Origin of the sequence: Streptomyces sp. NPDC048718 (genome assembly GCF_043198875.1) — a bacterium.
Lineage (GTDB): Bacteria > Actinomycetota > Actinomycetes > Streptomycetales > Streptomycetaceae > Streptomyces.
In genome coordinates, this window is sequence record NZ_JBICVG010000008.1 from 202,504 (window position 1) to 219,780 (window position 17,277).

General features: G+C 70.7%; 18 protein-coding genes. 6 read left to right on the forward strand and 12 right to left on the reverse strand.

Features of this window, described 5'->3' with window-relative positions; all coding sequences use genetic code 11:
• Positions 1 to 125 precede the first annotated feature (125 nt).
• The 4 genes from ACGFRB_RS17560 to ACGFRB_RS17575 all read right to left on the reverse strand — a co-directional run bounded on the left by ACGFRB_RS17560 (position 126) and on the right by ACGFRB_RS17575 (position 3,639).
• Positions 126 to 1,406, reverse strand: coding sequence for an aspartate kinase (locus tag ACGFRB_RS17560; RefSeq protein WP_361237637.1), 1,281 nt, complete (start codon positions 1,404 to 1,406; stop codon positions 126 to 128).
• Between the two features lie 348 nt (positions 1,407 to 1,754).
• Positions 1,755 to 2,444: a DUF5063 domain-containing protein gene (locus ACGFRB_RS17565; protein ID WP_363005556.1), complete on the reverse strand. Its 690-nt coding sequence runs from the start codon at positions 2,442 to 2,444 to the stop codon at positions 1,755 to 1,757.
• Between the two features lie 47 nt (positions 2,445 to 2,491).
• Positions 2,492 to 3,091 carry a recombination mediator RecR gene (gene recR, locus ACGFRB_RS17570; RefSeq protein ID WP_363005558.1) on the reverse strand — a complete coding sequence of 200 codons (600 nt, stop codon included), beginning with the start codon at positions 3,089 to 3,091 and terminating at the stop codon, positions 2,492 to 2,494.
• Between the two features lie 209 nt (positions 3,092 to 3,300).
• Positions 3,301 to 3,639, reverse strand: coding sequence for a YbaB/EbfC family nucleoid-associated protein (locus tag ACGFRB_RS17575; protein WP_363005798.1), 339 nt, complete (start codon positions 3,637 to 3,639; stop codon positions 3,301 to 3,303).
• Positions 3,640 to 4,032: 393 nt separating this feature from the next.
• On the opposite strand from ACGFRB_RS17575, the gene ACGFRB_RS17580 reads away from it, so the two are divergent.
• On the forward strand, positions 4,033 to 4,803 hold the full coding sequence (locus tag ACGFRB_RS17580; protein WP_363005560.1) for an SLATT domain-containing protein: 771 nt from the start codon (positions 4,033 to 4,035) through the stop codon (positions 4,801 to 4,803).
• A 93-nt stretch (positions 4,804 to 4,896) separates the two neighbouring features.
• Here the strand turns inward: ACGFRB_RS17580 and ACGFRB_RS17585 are convergent, their stop codons facing one another.
• The 6 genes from ACGFRB_RS17585 to ACGFRB_RS17610 form a co-directional block, all read right to left on the reverse strand.
• Positions 4,897 to 5,382 carry a GNAT family N-acetyltransferase gene (locus ACGFRB_RS17585; RefSeq protein ID WP_393243911.1) on the reverse strand — a complete coding sequence of 162 codons (486 nt, stop codon included), beginning with the start codon at positions 5,380 to 5,382 and terminating at the stop codon, positions 4,897 to 4,899.
• A 60-nt stretch (positions 5,383 to 5,442) separates the two neighbouring features.
• Positions 5,443 to 6,096: a hypothetical protein gene (locus ACGFRB_RS17590; protein ID WP_393243913.1), complete on the reverse strand. Its 654-nt coding sequence runs from the start codon at positions 6,094 to 6,096 to the stop codon at positions 5,443 to 5,445.
• Between the two features lie 186 nt (positions 6,097 to 6,282).
• A complete protein-coding gene (locus ACGFRB_RS17595) occupies positions 6,283 to 6,987 on the reverse strand; it encodes a GntR family transcriptional regulator (protein ID WP_393243915.1) in 705 nt (234 codons plus the stop codon).
• Positions 6,988 to 7,383: 396 nt separating this feature from the next.
• Complete coding sequence (locus ACGFRB_RS17600; protein WP_363005566.1) at positions 7,384 to 8,745, reverse strand: aspartate aminotransferase family protein; 1,362 nt, start codon at positions 8,743 to 8,745, stop codon at positions 7,384 to 7,386.
• Positions 8,746 to 9,007: 262 nt separating this feature from the next.
• Positions 9,008 to 9,352 (reverse strand): hypothetical protein, encoded by a 345-nt coding sequence (locus ACGFRB_RS17605; protein WP_393243917.1) that lies wholly within the window; start codon positions 9,350 to 9,352, stop codon positions 9,008 to 9,010.
• Positions 9,349 to 9,738, reverse strand: a complete 390-nt coding sequence (locus ACGFRB_RS17610) for a hypothetical protein (RefSeq protein ID WP_393243919.1) — start codon at positions 9,736 to 9,738, stop codon at positions 9,349 to 9,351. The genes ACGFRB_RS17605 and ACGFRB_RS17610 overlap by 4 nt, the downstream gene beginning before the upstream one ends.
• Before the next feature lie 184 nt (positions 9,739 to 9,922).
• Between ACGFRB_RS17610 and ACGFRB_RS17615 the strand changes: the two genes are divergently transcribed.
• Together ACGFRB_RS17615 and ACGFRB_RS17620 are read left to right on the forward strand one after the other, a co-directional pair.
• Entirely contained in the window at positions 9,923 to 10,756 is an 834-nt protein-coding gene (locus tag ACGFRB_RS17615; protein ID WP_393243921.1) for a helix-turn-helix domain-containing protein, read from the forward strand.
• A complete protein-coding gene (locus ACGFRB_RS17620; protein WP_393243923.1) occupies positions 10,753 to 10,992 on the forward strand; it encodes a DUF397 domain-containing protein in 240 nt (79 codons plus the stop codon). Before ACGFRB_RS17615 ends, ACGFRB_RS17620 begins: the two co-directional genes overlap by 4 nt.
• Before the next feature lie 34 nt (positions 10,993 to 11,026).
• Here ACGFRB_RS17620 and ACGFRB_RS17625 read toward each other — a convergent pair whose 3' ends face one another.
• Positions 11,027 to 11,980: an NADP-dependent oxidoreductase gene (locus ACGFRB_RS17625; RefSeq protein WP_393243925.1), complete on the reverse strand. Its 954-nt coding sequence runs from the start codon at positions 11,978 to 11,980 to the stop codon at positions 11,027 to 11,029.
• 246 nt (positions 11,981 to 12,226) lie between these two features.
• Here ACGFRB_RS17625 and ACGFRB_RS17630 point away from each other — a divergent pair, with 246 nt between their 5' ends.
• From ACGFRB_RS17630 to ACGFRB_RS17640, 3 genes are all read left to right on the forward strand, one after another.
• Positions 12,227 to 13,708, forward strand: a complete 1,482-nt coding sequence (locus ACGFRB_RS17630) for a substrate-binding domain-containing protein (protein WP_393243927.1) — start codon at positions 12,227 to 12,229, stop codon at positions 13,706 to 13,708.
• A gap of 82 nt (positions 13,709 to 13,790) precedes the next feature.
• The gene (locus ACGFRB_RS17635; RefSeq protein WP_393243929.1) at positions 13,791 to 15,758 is read left to right on the forward strand and encodes a serine/threonine-protein kinase; all 1,968 of its coding nucleotides are present in this window, start codon (positions 13,791 to 13,793) and stop codon (positions 15,756 to 15,758) included.
• A gap of 360 nt (positions 15,759 to 16,118) precedes the next feature.
• Complete coding sequence (locus ACGFRB_RS17640; protein ID WP_393243931.1) at positions 16,119 to 16,595, forward strand: hypothetical protein; 477 nt, start codon at positions 16,119 to 16,121, stop codon at positions 16,593 to 16,595.
• Between the two features lie 104 nt (positions 16,596 to 16,699).
• Here ACGFRB_RS17640 and ACGFRB_RS17645 read toward each other — a convergent pair whose 3' ends face one another.
• The gene (locus tag ACGFRB_RS17645) at positions 16,700 to 16,999 is read right to left on the reverse strand and encodes a DUF6342 family protein (RefSeq protein ID WP_363005584.1); all 300 of its coding nucleotides are present in this window, start codon (positions 16,997 to 16,999) and stop codon (positions 16,700 to 16,702) included.
• Positions 17,000 to 17,277 lie beyond the last annotated feature (278 nt).

A 17,277-nucleotide genomic window follows, 5' to 3' on the forward strand; every position in this document is an offset into this window, starting at 1 on the left:
GATTTCCGGGGCGGGGCCGCCGGGTCCCGTCCGCGCACACCACAGCGCCGTACGGCCAAAGCCGTACGGCGCGTGGAGAAGTGGCGTCGCGTCAGAAGAGGCGGCGCGTCAGGAGTGGCGGCGCGTCAGCGGCCGGTGCCGCCGTAGACGACGGCCTCGTCCGTGTCGCTGTCCAGACCGAAGGCGGTGTGGACGGCGCGGACGGCCTCGTTCACCGCGTCGGCGCGCGTCACGACCGAGATCCGGATCTCGGAGGTGGAGATCAGCTCGATGTTGACGCCCGAGTCGGACAGCGCGCGGAAGAAGTCCGCGGTGACCCCGGGGTTGGTCTTCATGCCGGCGCCGACCAGGGAGATCTTGCCGATCTGGTCGTCGTAGCGCAGCGAGTCGAAGCCGATCGTGCCGCGCCCCCGCTCCAGGGCGTCGATGGCCTTGCGGCCCTCGGCCTTGGGGAGCGTGAAGGAGATGTCCGTGAGGCCGGTGGCCGCGGCGGACACGTTCTGCACGATCATGTCGATGTTGATCCCGGCGTCCGCGATGGCGCGGAAGATGGCCGCGGCCTCGCCCGGCTTGTCGGGCACGCCGACGACGGTGATCTTCGCCTCGGAGGTGTCGTGGGCGACACCGGAGATGATGGCCTGCTCCACCTTCTGGGCTCCTTGCTCGACAGGGCGTTCGTTGCTGACCCAGGTGCCCTGGAGGCCCGAGAAGGACGACCGGACGTGGATCGGGATGTTGTAGCGGCGCGCGTACTCGACACAGCGGTGCAGCAGCACCTTGGAACCGGAGGCGGCGAGCTCCAGCATGTCCTCGAAGGAGATCCAGTCGATCTTCTTCGCCTTCTTCACCACCCGCGGGTCGGCGGTGAAGACGCCGTCGACGTCCGTGTAGATCTCACAGACCTCGGCGTCCAGCGCCGCCGCCAGCGCGACGGCGGTCGTGTCGGAGCCGCCGCGGCCCAGCGTGGTGATGTCCTTCTTGTCGGCGGACACCCCCTGGAAGCCGGCGACGATGGCGATGTTGCCCTCGTCGAGGGCGGTACGGATCCGGCCCGGCGTGACATCGATGATGCGCGCTTTGTTGTGGACCGAGTCGGTGATGACACCCGCTTGACTGCCCGTGAACGACTGGGCCTCGTGGCCCAGGTTTTTGATCGCCATGGCCAGCAGGGCCATGGAGATCCGCTCTCCGGCGGTCAGCAGCATGTCGAACTCGCGGCCGGCCGGCATCGGGGATACCTGCGCGGCGAGATCGATCAGCTCGTCCGTCGTGTCGCCCATCGCGGAGACCACGACGACCACCTGGTGGCCGTTCTTCTTGGCTTCCACGATTCGCTTGGCGACGCGCTTGATGCCCTCGGCATCGGCAACGGAGGAGCCTCCGTACTTCTGCACGACAAGGCCCACGTGCGCTCCTCGCTCGGTTGTCACCACAGCTGTCGCTGCGGCGGTCGGCGTCAGTTTAACGAGCGTCCGGAAAACACCCCCGAGATATCACATCCTGAGATACCGGACTCACAGAGTGATCATTCCGTGGTCCACCAGCAGGTCGGGGCCGGGGAGAAGGTCCTGGAACGGGTCCGGAAGGGTCCGGCGGGGGACCGGGAGCAGGTCCGGAAGCAGGTCCGGCAGGGGCCGGCGGAGGCGCGGAACGGCGGCCACCGTGAGGTGACCGCCGTTCCGGTTCCGTCTTCTTCGTACGCCCCGAGGCCCCCGCGGCCGCCCGGCCGCCCGGCCGCCCGGCCGCTCGCCCGCTCAGCTCTGGTGGACGTCCGCCTCCGGCGTCAGCTCCGCCCGCCCGAGGCCCAGCGGCCCGGCGATCTCCTCGATCATCACGCGCCCGGCCTCCTCGGCGAGGTCCTCGTCACCGATCGCCTCGTCGGTGTCGAGCCCGGCCAGGTCCGCGAGCGGCTGGTCGAGGCGGACGTGCGCCACGAGCGACTGGAGGGCGCGCAGGGTGGCGGAGGCGGTGGGGCCCCAGTTCGAGAAGTACGAGAACTGCCACCACCACAGCGCCTCGGTGATCCGTCCCGCCCGGTAGTGGGCGAGCCCGTGCCGCAGGTCCATGACGATGTCGGCGAGGCTGTCGGAGATCCGGGCCGGCACAGGCGCCTTGCGCGGCTCGTACGGGTCGAAGACCTCCGAGAACACGTCCACCGGGTCCAGCATCGCGGCGAACCGCTCGCGCAGCTCGTCCACGTCCAGGTCCGGCCCCGTATCGGGCTCGTAGCGCTCCTCCGGGACGATGTCCGCGTGCGCGCCGAGCCGCCCGCCGGCCAGCAGCAGCTGGGAGACCTCCAGGAGCAGGAAGGGCACCGCGCTGTCCGGCTCGTCGCCCTTGGCGACCTCCGCCGTGGCGACGATGAAGCTCTCGATCGAGTCCGCGATCTGCACCGCGAAGTCGTCGGGATCCTGCGTGATGGAGTGCAGCGTGGCGTCAGACATCGAGGTGCCTCCCTGAGAGCGCGCCGTGGTGCGCACGAACCCGGTCGTCATACATCTAGCAGGCGTCGCCCCTCGAAGGCACGCCCGAGGGTGACCTCGTCGGCGTATTCCAGGTCGCCGCCGACGGGCAGACCGCTGGCGAGGCGGGTGACCTTGAGGCCCATGGGCTTGATCATCCGCGCCAGGTACGTCGCGGTGGCCTCGCCCTCCAGGTTGGGGTCGGTGGCCAGGATCAGCTCGGTGACCGTGCCGTCCGCGAGCCGCGCGAGCAGCTCGCGGATCCGCAGGTCGTCGGGGCCGACGCCCTCGATCGGGCTGATCGCGCCGCCGAGCACGTGGTAGCGGCCGCGGAACTCGCGGGTCCGCTCGATCGCCACGACGTCCTTCGGCTCCTCGACCACGCAGATCACGGCCAGGTCCCGGCGCGGGTCACGGCAGATGTTGCACTGCTCCTGCTGTGCCACGTTGCCGCAGACCGCGCAGAACCGGACCTTCTCCTTGACCTCCAGGAGCGCCTGGGCGAGCCGGCGCACATCGGTCGGCTCGGCCTGGAGGATGTGGAAGGCGATGCGCTGGGCACTCTTGGGGCCGACGCCGGGCAGCCTGCCCAGTTCGTCGATGAGGTCCTGAACCACGCCTTCGTACACGCTCGGCGCCTTCCCTGGGGTACTTGATTCTTACGGTAGTGGCTGGGGTGCGGCCGCAGAAGGTGCAGCGGCCGCCGGATCGGGGAGCCGGGCCGGAAACCTCGTCGGATCCCGGCCCGGGCCCCTGATCGGAGTTCTGATCGGAGTCCCTGATCAGAGTTCCCGATCGGAGTCCCTGATCAGAGCTCCCGATCGGGCAGGAAGCCTGATCAGAAACCGAGGCCCGGCATGCCGCCGCCGAGGCCCTGCGCGAGCGGGCCGAGCTTGGCCTGCTGGAGCTGCTGGGCGTTGTCGTTGGCGGCCTGCACGGCGGCGACGACCAGGTCGGCCAGGGTCTCGGTGTCCTCCGGGTCGACCGCCTTCGGGTCGATCACGAGGGCGCGCAGCTCGCCGGAGCCCGTCACGGTGGCCTTCACCAGGCCGCCGCCCGCCTGCCCGTCGACCTCGGTCTTCGCCAGCTCCTCCTGGGCGCGGGCGAGGTCCTGCTGCATCTTCTGGGCCTGCTGGAGGAGCTGCTGCATGTTGGGCTGGCCACCACCGGGGATCACGGTCACTCACTCCTGCTGTGTGTCTGAGCTGTCTGAGCTGAACTGGTCTGACTGGTCTGGCTGTGCTGTCTGGGTCGTACGAGGTCATACGACGGCCGACGGGCGTCGGCTGTCCCGGTCGCCCATATGCCGGTATCCCGAGCCTACGTGGTCCGCGACCGCACCGCCGAGGCAACTCTTTCGAGTGAGAAACCCGGGCCCCTCTACCTGATCACCACCCTCTTGCGGGCGGATATCCCCCGTTTCCGAGCACGCGGCCCACCATTCGGCGGTAGGAAGGGCGGACGCGGGGCGGGCTCGCGGGCTCTGAGCCGGACAGAGCCGCGCCGAGCGGAACATCCGCAGCGCGGAAACAGAACAGATCGGCACAGAGCACAACAGAGGAGTCCCCCGGTGAGTCAGCAGCCGGACATGCCGCCGCAGCCTCAGCCGGGGATTCCCGGGAAGGCTCACGGTCCGGCCGCGAGACCCGACCCAAAACCGGACCCGAAGCCGGATCTGACCGGGGAACCCTTCCCGGTGGGCGACTGGGCCTCCCCCGCCGCGTGCCTCGACGAGCTGTACCGCTGGGTGGAGTCGCACGCCCTGCGGACCGCCGAGTGGTACCTCACCGACCGGGTCTGGAAGCGCCGGGCGGCCCGCGCCCTGCGGATCGGCACCGCCGCCGGGGTGATCGCGGGTGCCGCGCTGCCGGTGCTCGACGTGGCCGGGGCCTCCCCCGGCAGCCTCGGCTGGGGCTATCTCTCGCTGCTCATCGGCGCGGCCTGCTTCGGCTGCGACCGCTACTTCGGGCTCACCTCGGGCTGGATGCGCAGCGTGGCCACCGCGCAGGCCGTACAGCGGCGGCTTCAGACGCTCCAGTTCGACTGGGCCTCGGAGAGCGTGCGCGAGGTGCTCGGCCCGGCGGAGGGCACGGCGAGCGAGGCGGCGGAACGCTGCCTCGGGGTGCTGCGCCGGTTCGAGGAGGACGTGACGGAGCTGGTGCGGGCCGAGACGTCGGACTGGATGGTGGAGTTCCGCACCGGTCCGACCCCGCTGGCCGTACGGATCGCGGGCCCGCCCCCGGCCCGTACCGCCGACGCCGGGCTGCCCCCCGGCCGTTTCCCGCTGCCGCCGGGCACCCGCCCGAACATGCCGCGCCAGCGACCGCCGGATCCGCGCTGAGCGGTGCCGGGAGGGGCTGGGGGCTCGGGGCGGCGCTGGGGGCGCGAGCCTGCGCCTGAGCGTCGCCCCGCCCCCGAGTTTCCGCCCCGGCCGTCAGGCGGCCGGGGCCCCGACCGTCAGCGCCACGACGATCTCGTCGTCCTCGAAGTCCCCGTTCGGCCGGAAGCCGAGCGAGGTGTAGAGGTGGCCGGCGGCGGTGTTGTCCGGGTGGTACGAGAGACGGATCTCCCGGCACTCGGGCAGCGCCGACAGCCGCTCGATCAGGGCCAGCATGGTGGCGCGCCCCACTCCCCGGCCCTGTTCGGCAGCGGCCACCACCATGCCGCCGATCCAGTGCGTGCCGTCCTCGTCGTCGTACGCCCACATGACGTGGCCCACGATGTCGTCGCCGGCCCGCACGCCGAGCGAGGTCCAGACCCCGCCCTTCAGCGACAGCAGGAGGTAGCGCGCCGCGAGGGCGGCCACGTACCGGCGCTGGTCGTCGGCGGGAGCCACGTCGGCGACCTCGCGCCAGTTGCCGTCCGTGATCTCCTCCAGGACCACGGTCCGGCCCTGCCCGTCACTGATCCCCTGCGTCACGCTTCCCCCACATACCTGCTGGTCAAGTGGGGTGAGCATAGACGCGGCGCCGGACCGCCGCTAGCTCAAAACGATCATGGATCCCTGTCCCAGGCTGCGGGTGGCCGCCGCGTGCAGCCCCAGCCAGACGTGCCGCTCGCGCGCGAACGGGTGGTCGTCGGGGAAGGCCGTGGGGGCCGCCGGCTCCTCCAGGGCGGTGGGGCGCTCCGGCGGCAGCGGCGCGGCGGGCGGGTTCATCGGATCGATCCCGATCGCGGGCGCGACGAACTGCAGCTCGCGCAGCAGCCCGTGCGAGGAGCCGAGCGGCCCGCCGCCCTCCAGCAGCGCGTCGGAGGTCAGGGGTACGGGGAAGTCGACCGGCACATACGCGCCCGCGTGGTCGTAGTGCCACACCAGGTGCGATTGCTGCGCCGTCGCCTCGAACATCTCCAGGAGCTGCTCGTAGTCCCCGCCCAGCTCACCGACCGGCTCCACGGGCAGCCCGCACATCTGGAGCAGGAAGGCGCGGCGCAGGAAGTGCAGGGCCTCGTAGTCGAAGCCCGCGACCGGGGCGACGTCGCCGGACAGGCCCGGCATGTACGAGTAGACGGGCACGGTCGGCATGCCGGCGGCCGTCAGGGCCTGGTCGTAGACGGCCAGTTCCTCGCTGAAGGGGTTGTCGGGGCTGTGGCACAGCACGTCGACGAGGGGGACCAGCCACAGGTCACAGGCCAAGGGAGGCTCGCTCTCCGTCAGTTGAAGGAGTCGGTGCGGGAACCGCGCCGATCCCGTGCGCGCCCGTGCGGTGTGTCCGAACGGGCCCCGTACGGGATCGGTGCGGGAACGGCCAGGGTAGTGCGGGTCCCGTGACCCCCGCACGCCCGAGGGGTGTCCTGGGTGCCTGCCCGGGGAAGCCCCGCCTCAACCCGTGGCGCCGTCCCGCCCGTCGAGCAGGTCGGCCCACTCCAGGGAGCGCAGGTTGTAGTCGCGGACGATCGCCACGGCCCCGTCCGCGTCGCCGCGCGTGATCGCGTCGACCAGGCCGACGTGTCCGCTCCACAGCCATTCCAGCCGGTAGCTGTCGCACCGCATGTGCGGCACGGAGAACATCCACGCCTGCACGCGCAGCCGGTTCAGGAAGGAGGCGATGTAGTCGTTGTCGGCGATGATCCGGCCGAGTTCGTCCCAGTAGCGGATGTCGTAGCCGATGAGGACGTCCAGGTCCCCGGCGCGCGCCGCGCGGGCCGCCGCCTCGCCCCGGCGCCGTATCGGGACGAGTTCGCCGCCGTACGACAAGTCGGCGCCGGCGGACGGGCCGTACAGGTTCCGGCTGCGGAAGATGCCGTCCACCACGAGCATCCGGGCGTGGACCATGCCCCGGTAGTCGTCCACCGAGAACGCGTGGACGCGAAAACCCCGGTGGTGGTCGGATTCGAGAAGTCCCTGGGCGCAGAGGTCGACGAGCGCTTCTCGGACGGGCGTCGCGGACACCCCGTACTGATCGGCGACCTGCTTGACCGTGAATACCTCGCCGGGACGGAGACGCCCCGCGAGGGCTTCGTCACGGAGCGCATCCGCGATCTGGCGACGGAGGGTGTTGCGGGTGACAGCTCCACCCAAGGGCATGGTCGGCCCCCCTCCGTCCGAATTCGCGGGGGACACCCTAGTACAGGCCGGGCGGAATCAAGATCAACACGCCGTGACCCCCGGGTGGCGCGAGGTGATCTCGACGCCACCCGGGGGCTCCTGTGTGCGACGCGACGGTCACACTCCGTGTGCGCGATCACCATGGGTGGTTGCCACATGTGCGCGCCCACTGTGTGCCGTAAAGCCATGTGCCGTCCCGCTCCATGCCGTACGGCCATGTGCCGCCGCCTCAGATGACGTCACACCAGGTGGGATCCCGCCGTGTGCCGTCGCACCATGTGGGCCCGCCCTGGGTGGCCTCCCGCTGTATGGACGCGCCCCACGTGGTCTCCCACCACGTGGGGCTCACACCGTGTCGACTCACACCATGTCGACTCACACCGTGTGCTCGTCGGCGACGCTCAGCGCGGCATCGAGGGCCGCCAGGCCCTCCTTGGCCTCGGTCTCGCTGATGTTGCAGGCGGGGACGGCGTGCGTGCGGTTCATGTTGATGAACGGCCACAGGCCGTTCTTCTTGGCGGCGGCGCCGAAGGCGGCCATCGGCGCGTTGGCCTCGCCCGCCGCGTTGTACGGGACGAGCGGCTCGCGCGTCTCCTTGTTCTTGACGAGGTCGAGCGCCCAGAACACGCCCATGCCGCGTACCTCGCCGACCGACGGGTGACGCTCGGCCAGGTCGCGCAGGCCGGGGCCGAGGACGGTCTCGCCGATGTGGGCGGCGTGCTCGACGACCTTCTCCTCCTCCATCACCCGCATCGTCGCGACGGCGGCGGCGCAGGCGAGCGGGTGGCCGGAGTAGGTGAGGCCACCCGGGTACGGGCGGGTGTCGAAGGTCGCGGCGATCTTCTCGCTGATCGCGACACCGCCGAGCGGCACGTAACCGGAGTTGACGCCCTTCGCGAAGGTCATCAGGTCGGGCACGACGTCGAAGTGCTCGGCGGCGAACCACTTTCCGGTCCGGCCGAAGCCGGCCATGACCTCGTCCAGGATGAACACGATGCCGTACTTGTCGCACAGCTCGCGCACGCCGGTGAGGTAGCCGGGCGGCGGCGTCATGATGCCGGCGGTGCCGGGCACGGTCTCCAGGATGATCGCGGCGATCGTCTGCGGACCCTCGAACGCGATCGTGGACTCCAGGTGGGCCAGCGCGCGCTCGGTCTCCTCCGCCTCGGTGGTGGCGTAGAAGGCGGAACGGTAGAGGTACGGCGCCCAGAAGTGCACCACACCGGCGGCGGCCGTGTCGGACGGCCAACGGCGCGGGTCACCGGTCAGGTTGATCGCGGTGGAGGTGGCGCCGTGGTACGAGCGGTACGCGGAGAGCACCTTCGGCCGGCCGGTGTGCAGCCGGGCCATGCGGACGGCGTTCTCGACGGCCTCGGCACCGCCGTTGGTGAAGAAGATCTTGTCCAGATCACCCGGGGTGCGCTGGGCGATCAGGCGGGCGGCCTCGGACCGTACGTCGATGGCGAACGCGGGCGCGAACGTCGCCAGCTTCCCGGCCTGCTCCTGGATCGCGGCGACCACCTTGGGGTGCTGGTAGCCGATGTTGGTGTAGACGAGACCGCTGGTGAAGTCGAGGTAGCGGTTGCCGTCGTAGTCCCAGAAGTACGAGCCCTCGGCACCGGCGACGGCGAGCGGGTCGATCAGGCCCTGGGCGGACCAGGAGTGGAACACGTGCGCGCGGTCGGCGGCCTTGACGGCCGCCCCGGCCTGGGGGTCGGGTTCGACGTGAGGGGTCATGGGGCCGAGGGTAGGGACACCGGAGTACGGACGGCCATGACCATCCTGTCCACCGAGACCCGGACGGACGAGACAGAGTGCCGGACGGGGCGGGGGCTCGGGTGGGGTAAGGGGCTGGGACCGAAGGTCAGATCGGGGTCGGGCCGGGGTCGAAACGGCAGGCCAGGGGCGGGGCCGGGGGGGGCGTTGACTGGGGGCCGGGGCGCCGACCCCGGCCGGGGTACGGAGAGTGCGGGTGTACGGAGAGAGGGGCGCGCCGCCCTCACTCCCGTATCGCTTCGTCCTCGATGGCCCGCAGTTCGGCCATGGCGACCCGGAAGGCGGGGGCGGTCTTGCCGCTCGTCCGGTGCAGGAGGTCCAACGCGCGCTGACGGCGCTGGGCGAGGTGGGGACGGCGTTCGATCTCCACTTCCCTCGTCCAGACGGCCACCCAGCCGCGGACGGGCCCGAGGGAGTCGCGTTCGGCGGCGAGGGAGAAGGCCGTGTCCCGCTGCCGTTCCATCTCCCGGAGCCGGTGCGGCGCGACGCTCGCGAGGGCCGACCACAGGGCGTCGGGCGTGGGCCTGGGGCGCGGGATCGCCTCTCCCGGGCCGCCGCTCCCCGTCACGAGAACATCTCCGTCGCCGCGCTCCGCAGGAGCAGGGTGTGGACGAAGCGGCCGGGGGCGGTCGGCGGGAAGCCCCAGGTCAGGGGCCAGGTGTCACCGGTGAGCGCGGGCACGGGGACGTAACTGACGTGCCCAGGCGTGCGGTTGAACGGCGTCACGCCCGGCGGCCACAAGCGGTGCGCCGTGGAACCGGGCGCGACGAGGAAGTAGACCCCGCGCCGACCGCTCTCCTCAATGACGACGGGCCCGGGATCGTCGCCCGTCAGGCCGGCCATCCAGGTGAGGAGGCGACGGCCGTCGTCGCCGTCGACGCGGACGGCGTCGAAATGGATGCCGGCCTTGCGGAGCTGAAAGCCGGAAGGCGGAACCCAATCACAGGCAGCCATATTTCGCTGGCTCTTTTCTGAGATCACCTGCACATCGTCCCGTACCGGGGATAGCGTTTTCTACGACTGCGAAGGCACTTCAGTAGGCCCTCAACCAGGGCTAACTCACCTTGCACGCAGTTGAATTCGGCGAGGTCTGGTTGAGACCGGTTGAGTCCGGTTCCGTTTCGAAAGGAATAATCGAATGGCAGGCTCCAAGAACAAGGAAACGGCCGGACCGGCGGCGCGAATGGTGGCATTCGTCGTCAGGCATATGCGCCAGCGCATGGGGCTCACCCAGGACGAGTTGGGGGCGCGCATTGGATACACCGGTGCGGCAGTGAGCGCCATGGAGACCCTGGCCCAGCCGGTGAGCGACGAGATGCTGGTTCAGCTGGGGCAGGCCCTGGGCGACGTGGAGTGCTTCGAGGAGATGCGGTTCTGGGTCCGCCTGGAGAAGCTCCCGAAGAAGTTCCAAAACTATCTTCCTATCGAGCAGGCGGCCTTGGCTCTGTTCCTCTACGCGAACTACATCGTCCACGGCCTGTTCCAGACGGAGCGGTACGCCCGCGCTCTGATCGCAGGAGGCTTCCCGGAGAAGACGGAGGAACGAGTCGAGGAGCTGGTTCAGGGACGCATGAGCCGCAAGGTGCTGTTCGACCGGAAACCGCCGTGCCAGATCGAGCTGGTGATCGACGAGGCGGCGCTGCGACGCCCGTTCGGCAGCATGGAGATCATGCGCGAACAACTGGAGCACCTGGCGGAGTGTGCCCGCCGCCGCAACGTCAGCATCTTCGTCCTTCCTCTGGATGCCGCCCTGATGGGCGAATTCGCGGGTGCGCGAGGCGTGTTGAACGTGGCCGAGACCAACGAACACAACCGGATTGCCTACGCAGAGGTCCAGGATGAAAGTCTGATCTTCACCGAGCCCGCCAAGGTCAGCGTCTACACCCAGCGCTATGCGAAGATTCGGACACAGGCCCTGAGCGCCCGTGAATCGCTGGCGTTCATCGAGCGGTTGGCGGGAGAAACAACATGAGCAAGTCCACTCTGCGCTGGTTCAAGTCCTCCTACAGCGATGGCAGCGGCGGCAACTGCGTCGAAGCCGCCTTCGACTGGCGTAAGTCCTCGTACAGCGACGACAGCGGCGCCGACTGCGTCGAGGTCGCCACCTGCCCCCACTCCGTCCACCTCCGCGACTCCAAGGTCCAGGACGGCCCCACCTTCACCGTCACACCGACGGCCTGGGACACCTTCGTGTCCTGGCAGGGCTGACGCACCACACCGGCGGGCCCGGACCGTTCCATCCTCAGATCATCAGGATGATGCGTCCGGGCCGGCGGCCCTCCTCCGCTCGACGGTGGGCCTCGGAGGCCTCCTCCAGGGGCATCACATCGGCCACTCGGGTGATCAGCTCGCGGGCTTGGACCTGCTTGAGCAGCTTGGCCAGCAACACGGCGTCCGGTCGGCCGAGGACCGTCTCCACGCGGATGTCACGTACCGGGACCGGCGTGCGGTCGTCCGCGAGGGCGATGAAGGCGCCGCCGTTCCGCACGGCGGGCAGCGCCGTCTCGCTGACGAGTGCGCCGTCGAAGAGGCCGTCGACCCCGTCGGGGGCGACCGCGCGGACCGCCGCAAGAATCTCCTCCCCGTCGCCGCGCCGTACACAGTGCTGTGCGCCGAGGACCTTCAGTTCGCTTTCGTCGCCCGGGTAGGAGACGGCGATCACGTTCAGCCCGGCCGCCGCCGCGAACTGGACGGCGAAGCGCCCCACGACACCGCTGGCCCCGGTCACGAGCACGGTCGAGCCGCTGGGCAGGGCGAGGCGGGCGAGGCCCTGGTGGGCGGTGACGGCGGCCAGCGGGACCGAGGCCGCCTGGGTGAACTCGATGTCGTCGGGAATGGGCGCGAGCCAGCCCGGTTCGACCTGGACGATCTCGGCGTAGGTGCCCTCGCCGCTCCGTTCGGTGTACCAGGGCACGAAGCCCGCCACCCGGGTGCCCACCGGCAGCTCGCCCTCGGGACTGGGCGCGGGGTCGAGCAGCTTGCCCGCGAAGTCCGCGCCGAGGACGAAGGGGGGCTTCAGCGGGCTCAGCTCGTCGGCGTACAGACCGGCACGGATCCGCAGGTCGGTGATGGTGACACCGGCGGCGTGCAGCCGTACCCGCACCCGGCCGGGCCGTTCTCCGGCCGCGGGCTCGGGACGGCGGACCATGTCGAGGACCTCGGGTCCGCCGTAGGTGGTCACTTCGACGACACGCATGGGTGATCTCCTCCTACGGAAGCCCCCTCGGGGCCATTACACCCACGCCCGCCGACCCCGGCAACAGATGCTGGCACCAGGTGGAAGCCCTGCGTGACGGCCCCGGCCGGAGCCCCGCCCACACCCCGGCCGCACCCCCACCCGCGCCCCCACCCGCCGGGCTCCAGGTGACGGAAGGACGAACACCGGACGGCGGACGCACGACCCCGCCCCCAGTCCCGCACACGCGTCCGTACCGTCTCGCCCGTGGACTGGATCAGCCCCGAGAACGTCATCGCCGTCGTCACGGCGCTGCTCGGCGTGGGTGTGACCTTCGCCGTCCTCCTGATCGAGCGCCGGGTGCCGCGCCGCAAGCGGATCGGGCACCGCGTCCAGCTCGACACCACGGTCGGGGAGCGGGACGACGCCCGGCTCGGGCTGTTCAACGAGCAGCCGGGGATGGCCGACGCCACCCTCGTCCTGCTGCGGATCGAGAACGACGGCTCGGTCTCGATCGGCCGGGAGGACTACAACCTGGACACCCACGGGCTGACGGTGGACTTCACCGCCCGTACGGTGCGGGCGGTCGCCCTCACCCACGCGCCGTTCAGCGCGGCGGCGGTCCGGCACGGCGGCTCCGAGGTGCGGCTGCCGAAGATCGCACTGAACCGGGGGCAGTACTTCAAGCTGCTCGTGCTGCTCACGGGCGGGCCGGTGGGCAGTCCGGTCGTCGTGACCGGCGAGATCCGCGACGGGGACATCCACCCGAACCACAGCACGACCTTCGACGACAAGCCCCCGCTCTTCGGCCGGGCCGCCCGCGCGGTCGTCGTCACGCTCACGGCCTGTGTGATCGTCCTCGCGTCGATCATCGTGCTGCGGGACGGCTCCCGGCCGCCGATGGGCTGCGCGCGCGGCACGCTCACCGTCACCGGGTCGACGGCCTTCGCGCCGGTGGTGCGCGATCTGGCCCGGCAGTACGAGAAGGAGTGCGAGGGCGCGACCATCGTGGTCGACCCGCACGGGTCCACGGCCGGGATCCGGCAGCTCGCCGAGCAGGGGGCGAAGACGTCCGCCGGGTCTCCCGCGCTCCTCGCCCTCTCCGACGGCCGCAAGCCCGCCGGCTACCCGCAGTTGCGCGAGGATCCGGTCGCGGTCTCCCTCTACACGGTCGTCGTCAACGACGCCGTCTCGCTGGACGACCTGACTCTCGCCGACCTCCGCCGTCTCTACCGCGGGGACGTCACCGACTGGAAGCAACTGGGCGGACCGGATCTGCCGGTGCGGATCGTCAGCCGGGGCGCCAACTCCGGTACGCGGGAGATCTTCCAGCGCCGGGTCCTCGGCCGCAACGAGCCCGCCAACTCTTCCCAGAACTGCGTGAGCCGGGACGACCCGGACGCCCGGGTGCTGCGCTGTGAACTCGACAGCACGGAGCAGGTGTTGGCGGCCGTCGCCCGGATTCCGGGCGCCATCGGCTCCACCGAACTGCGCTCCGGAACCAGCCTGCCGGGACTCCATCGGATCGCCCTCGACGGCCGCCGCCCGAACGTGGACGAGATCGGCAACTCCCCTTATCCGTATGTGGAGATCGAGTACGTCTACACCTACGGCCGGCCGCCCGCCGACTCGCTCGCCGCCGCCTTCCTCACGTATCTCACCCGGGGCGGCGGCCAGGCCGTGATCGGGACGCACGGGCATCTGCCGTGCGCGACGCCCAAGGGTCTGAGGATCTGCGGCGGGGGCTGACCGAAGACGGCGACCGTCTCGCGGAGAGTCGGCGGCGGATCGGCGAGGAGCCAGGGGGTCTCCTCTGGCATGCTCTTCCGACGTGGATCCATTGAGCGCACAAGACCCGTCCTCCATAGGGCCGTTCCGGCTGCTCGGCCGACTCGGCGCGGGCGGGATGGGACGGGTGTACCTGGGCCGCTCGGCGGGCGGCCGGGTGGTCGCGGTGAAGGTCGTGCACGCGCAACTCGCGGCGGAGGAAGAGTTCAGGCTGCGGTTCGCGCGCGAGGTCGCCGCCCTGGAGAAGATGGGCGGGGTCGGCACCGCGCCCGTCCTCGGGGCGGACACCGAGGCCAGGACACCGTGGGTGGCCGTGGCGTACGTACCCGGCCCCTCCCTGCGCACGGTCGTCGGCGACGACCACGGCCCGCTGCCGCCCTACACGGTCCGCGGCCTCGCCGCCGGGCTCGCCCGCGCGCTCACCCACATCCATGCCGCCGGGCTCGTACACCGCGATCTGAAGCCGGCGAACGTCCTGCTCACCGTCGACGGCCCGCAGATCATCGACTTCGGCATCGCCCGCGCGCTCGACACGGTCACGAACGGCGGGCTGACCGCGACCGGCGCGGTCGTCGGCTCGCCCGGGTTCATGTCGCCGGAGCAGGTGCGGGGCGAGAAGGTGACGCCCGCGTCGGACATCTTCTGCCTGGGATCGGTGCTCGCGTACGCGGCGGCCGGGCGGGTGCCGTTCGGCGGGTCGGAGAGCGGGCTGCACTCCACGATGTTCCGGATCGCACACGAGGAGCCCGATCTGGCGGGGGTCGCGCCGGAGATCACCGGGCTGATCCGGGCCTGCCTCGCCAAGGACCCGGCGGGCCGGCCGACGGCGGCCGACCTCGCCGGCACGCTCACGGTCACCGATCCCTGGCTCCCCGCCGCCGTCCTCGCCCGGCTCGGCCGCCACGCGGCGCGCCTGCTGGAGGCGGAGGACCCGGCCCCGGCGGGGGCGGCCGGGACGTACGGGGAGGGCGCGGCCGGGCCCGTACCCGAACCGCTGCCGACCTCCGAGACGGCAGTGGAACCGACCCCCACCCCGACCCCCGCCCCGGGCCCAGGGCCGAACCCGAACCCGTCCCCCGCCCCCGCCCCCGGCCCCCTCGGCGACCAAGCGCCCACGACCGTCCCCCGGCGGCGCCGGCGGGGGCTGCTGCTCGGGGCGACGGCCGTCGTCGTGGCGGGCGCGCTGGGGCTCGCGTACACCTTCTGGCCCCAACCCGGCAGCGGTGCGACCGACGGCGGCAGCACCGCGTACACGGGCGCGACCCGCCCGCCCGGGATCATTCCGACGGCGTTCCTCGGCGCCTGGGAGGGGGTCCTGAAGGGTACGGCGGACCTGCCGAACGAGACCGTCCGGATCGAGATCACGCAGGGCGCGGCGGGCGCCAGGACCGCCGTCTACACGCACACCACCGAGGAACTGCTCTGCATCGGCCGGGCCGTCCTGAAGTCCGCGAACGACAGCGAACTCGTCCTCGGCGAAGGGGAGATCACCGCGAGCATCCCCGAACGGCGCTGCACCCCGTCCGCCCGCCAGACCCTGCGGCTACGGTCGAACGACGTGGTGGAGTGGAGTTCCGGGGCCGCCAAGGCCACCTTCCAGCGGGCCAGATCCGGCCCGAGCGCCGTCCCCGCCGCGCTCCTCGGCGACTGGAAGGCAACCCCGCTCGCCGTCCCCCCGCCGGGCGAGGCAGAGCGTTACGGCTACTACCTCACGATCTCCCAGGGGCCGGTCGGCGCCCCGCTCGTCCGCTTCGAGCAGCGGTACCCGCGCATGGACGCCGAGGGGAATCCGACCTCCGAGGACACCCACTGTGTCACCACGGCCGTCGTCGCGGGCGCGGGCCCGCTCCTCGTCATCGGCCCGGAGACCCGCGACCCCGATGTCTGGGACGACGACTGCGTCGAGAACGGCCCCAGCAGCCTGCGGATCGTCCGCGTCAAGGGCAAGGACCACCTGTTCTCCTACGGCCTGGTCCCGGAGAGCGAGCCGAGCGACTTCGAGCGGAGCTAGGGCGCGTATCGGGTGGTGATCGACGGGCGCCTGGTGAGGTCCTTGATCCAGATCATCGAGGCCCGTAGGTGGAGGCCGGCACGGTAGCCGGCGGGAGTTCTGCCGTCGCGGGAGGCGATGCCCCGCCAGTCCTTGAGTCCCCGTGAATGCGACACATCCCGAGGGCCACCGCAGGTCACGGGATCAGGCACCCGCACACCGGGCGGGCCATCTTCCCTTGCCCTGACGCCTCTTCGGCTATCACCCAACAGGCCCGGGCAACAGGGCATGTTGGTGACGAGAACCCGCCGAGTCGCGCTCGCGCGGAAGTGGAATGATGACTGCGCCGGCGGCTCCGAGCGGGGCCGCGAAGGGAGCATCATGATGTTCACCCCTTGGCGCAGCGCACTCGGCTACGCCGCCTGGGTCACCTTGATCTCATGGGTCACCGGGACCGTGGTGGATACCGCGACCTCGCTCGCCTTCGGCGACGAACCCGGCCCCCTCGGCACCGACAAACTCCTGTGGTGCCAGTACCAGGCCGTCTTCCTGGCCATCTGCTTCACCGTCCTCACCCTGGCCCGCCGGCTGCTCTCGCCGCTGCCACGCTGGAGGACCGTCCTCGTCGACGGCGCCCTCTACATGCTGGTCCTCGGCGTCGCCGGAACGATCGCCGACGGCTGGACGAATCCGGGTGAACTCCTGAACGCCGCGGCCATCTACTCGGGCCTGGCTCTGTTCACGCTCCAACTGCCCACGGCCTGGGCCATGTCGATCTGGCGCTCGGGCAAGATCGACGCGGTTCTGAAGAAGCGCTACAGCCTCGGCGGCGGCGAGCGGGCGACTCCGAGCGCCTGAAGGTCATCTCCCCGCCATTGATAGCGTTTTGGAGCGGCACCGACAGCGCGGGGCGGCGCCGGACCGGCGCCGCCCCGCATAGCGTCAGAACCGGACGGCAGGACCTACAGGTCCATGTCCTTCTGGTCCGTGATGACCTTGCCGGCGATGCGGAGGTTGCCGTCGGAGTCCAGGATGCCGACGACCTTCCGCGAGGAGCCGTGGTAGGTCGTGAAGTAGATCTTGTCCGCTTCCTGGGAAGAGCTGTGGTTCCCGTTCATCACCAGCTCGATGCTGTTCGGGCTGGTGATGAGCACGTCCTTCTCGGGCGTGTCCGGGTAGGTCCGGTTGTTCTGGAGCTTGACGCGGCCGTGGAAATCGCCCTCGTCCCAGCCCGAAGCCACACCGAGATCGACGTCAGCCATGATGCTTTCTCCCCTGCTGTGCGGGCCGCCGATCCGTCTCCGCCGCAGGGTGACGGCGTGAGGTCCGGTCGGGCATGCCCAGTGAAAGAACTCCCCTGTCCGGGTGGGGCGTTGCTCCACCCGGGTCAGCCGAGAATCTACCCAGCACCCTCACGAAAGGAGTGCGATCTTCCGAAAATTTTCTCTTTAGGTCAGCCTTGATCAAACCTTGGCTGATTTTGCATGCATGAGAGAGGAGAAAGTCAGCCAAAGACAACTATCTCGGCCATGCGGGGGCG

What these genes read in the sequence shown, in the direction of transcription:
- ACGFRB_RS17565 (WP_363005556.1), bottom strand. Translation starts at nt 2,444, where the DNA reads ATGTCTGACGCCACGCTGCACTCCATCACGCAGGATCCCGACGACTTC.
- ACGFRB_RS17595 (WP_393243915.1), bottom strand. Translation starts at nt 6,987, where the DNA reads ATGCCCTTGGGTGGAGCTGTCACCCGCAACACCCTCCGTCGCCAGATC.
- ACGFRB_RS17600 (WP_363005566.1), bottom strand. Translation starts at nt 8,745, where the DNA reads ATGACCCCTCACGTCGAACCCGACCCCCAGGCCGGGGCGGCCGTCAAG.
- ACGFRB_RS17610 (WP_393243919.1), bottom strand. Translation starts at nt 9,738, where the DNA reads ATGGCTGCCTGTGATTGGGTTCCGCCTTCCGGCTTTCAGCTCCGCAAG.
- ACGFRB_RS17615 (WP_393243921.1), top strand. Translation starts at nt 9,923, where the DNA reads ATGGCAGGCTCCAAGAACAAGGAAACGGCCGGACCGGCGGCGCGAATG.
- ACGFRB_RS17620 (WP_393243923.1), top strand. Translation starts at nt 10,753, where the DNA reads ATGAGCAAGTCCACTCTGCGCTGGTTCAAGTCCTCCTACAGCGATGGC.
- ACGFRB_RS17625 (WP_393243925.1), bottom strand. Translation starts at nt 11,980, where the DNA reads ATGCGTGTCGTCGAAGTGACCACCTACGGCGGACCCGAGGTCCTCGAC.
- ACGFRB_RS17640 (WP_393243931.1), top strand. Translation starts at nt 16,119, where the DNA reads ATGATGTTCACCCCTTGGCGCAGCGCACTCGGCTACGCCGCCTGGGTC.
- ACGFRB_RS17645 (WP_363005584.1), bottom strand. Translation starts at nt 16,999, where the DNA reads ATGGCTGACGTCGATCTCGGTGTGGCTTCGGGCTGGGACGAGGGCGAT.